Annotated in this window: 1 protein-coding gene; it reads right to left on the reverse strand. The window is 68.7% G+C overall.

The window, feature by feature from the left end; all coding sequences use genetic code 11:
- Nucleotides 1-419, reverse strand: a 419-nt coding sequence (locus OK17_RS21855; protein ID WP_461418742.1) for a beta/alpha barrel domain-containing protein, incomplete at both ends; no start/stop codon positions are given.

Genomic DNA, 419 nt, shown 5'->3' on the forward strand with positions numbered 1-419 from the left:
GCCAGGCGGTGCGGCTGCGGGATGTCGTCGACGTTGATGCCGACCATCGCCTCGCCCAGTCCGCGCGAGACCTTGGCCAGCACGTCGGGGTCGTCGTGGAAGGTGGTGGCCTGCACGATGGCGGCCGCACGCTGGGCCGGGTTGCCGGACTTGAAGATCCCCGAACCCACGAAGACGCCCTCGGCGCCGAGGTGCATCATCATCGCCGCATCGGCCGGGGTGGCGATACCACCGGCGGTGAACAGCGTCACCGGCAGCTTGCCGGCCTCGGCGACCTCGACCACCAGGTCGTAGGGAGCCTGCAGTTCCTTTGCCGCCACGTACAACTCGTCCTTGGGCAGCGAGGTGAGGCGACGGATCTCATCGCGGATCTTGCGCATGTGGGTGGTGGCGTTGGACACGTCACCGGTGCCGGCCTC

This window comes from Gordonia sp. GN26 (assembly GCF_054823965.1).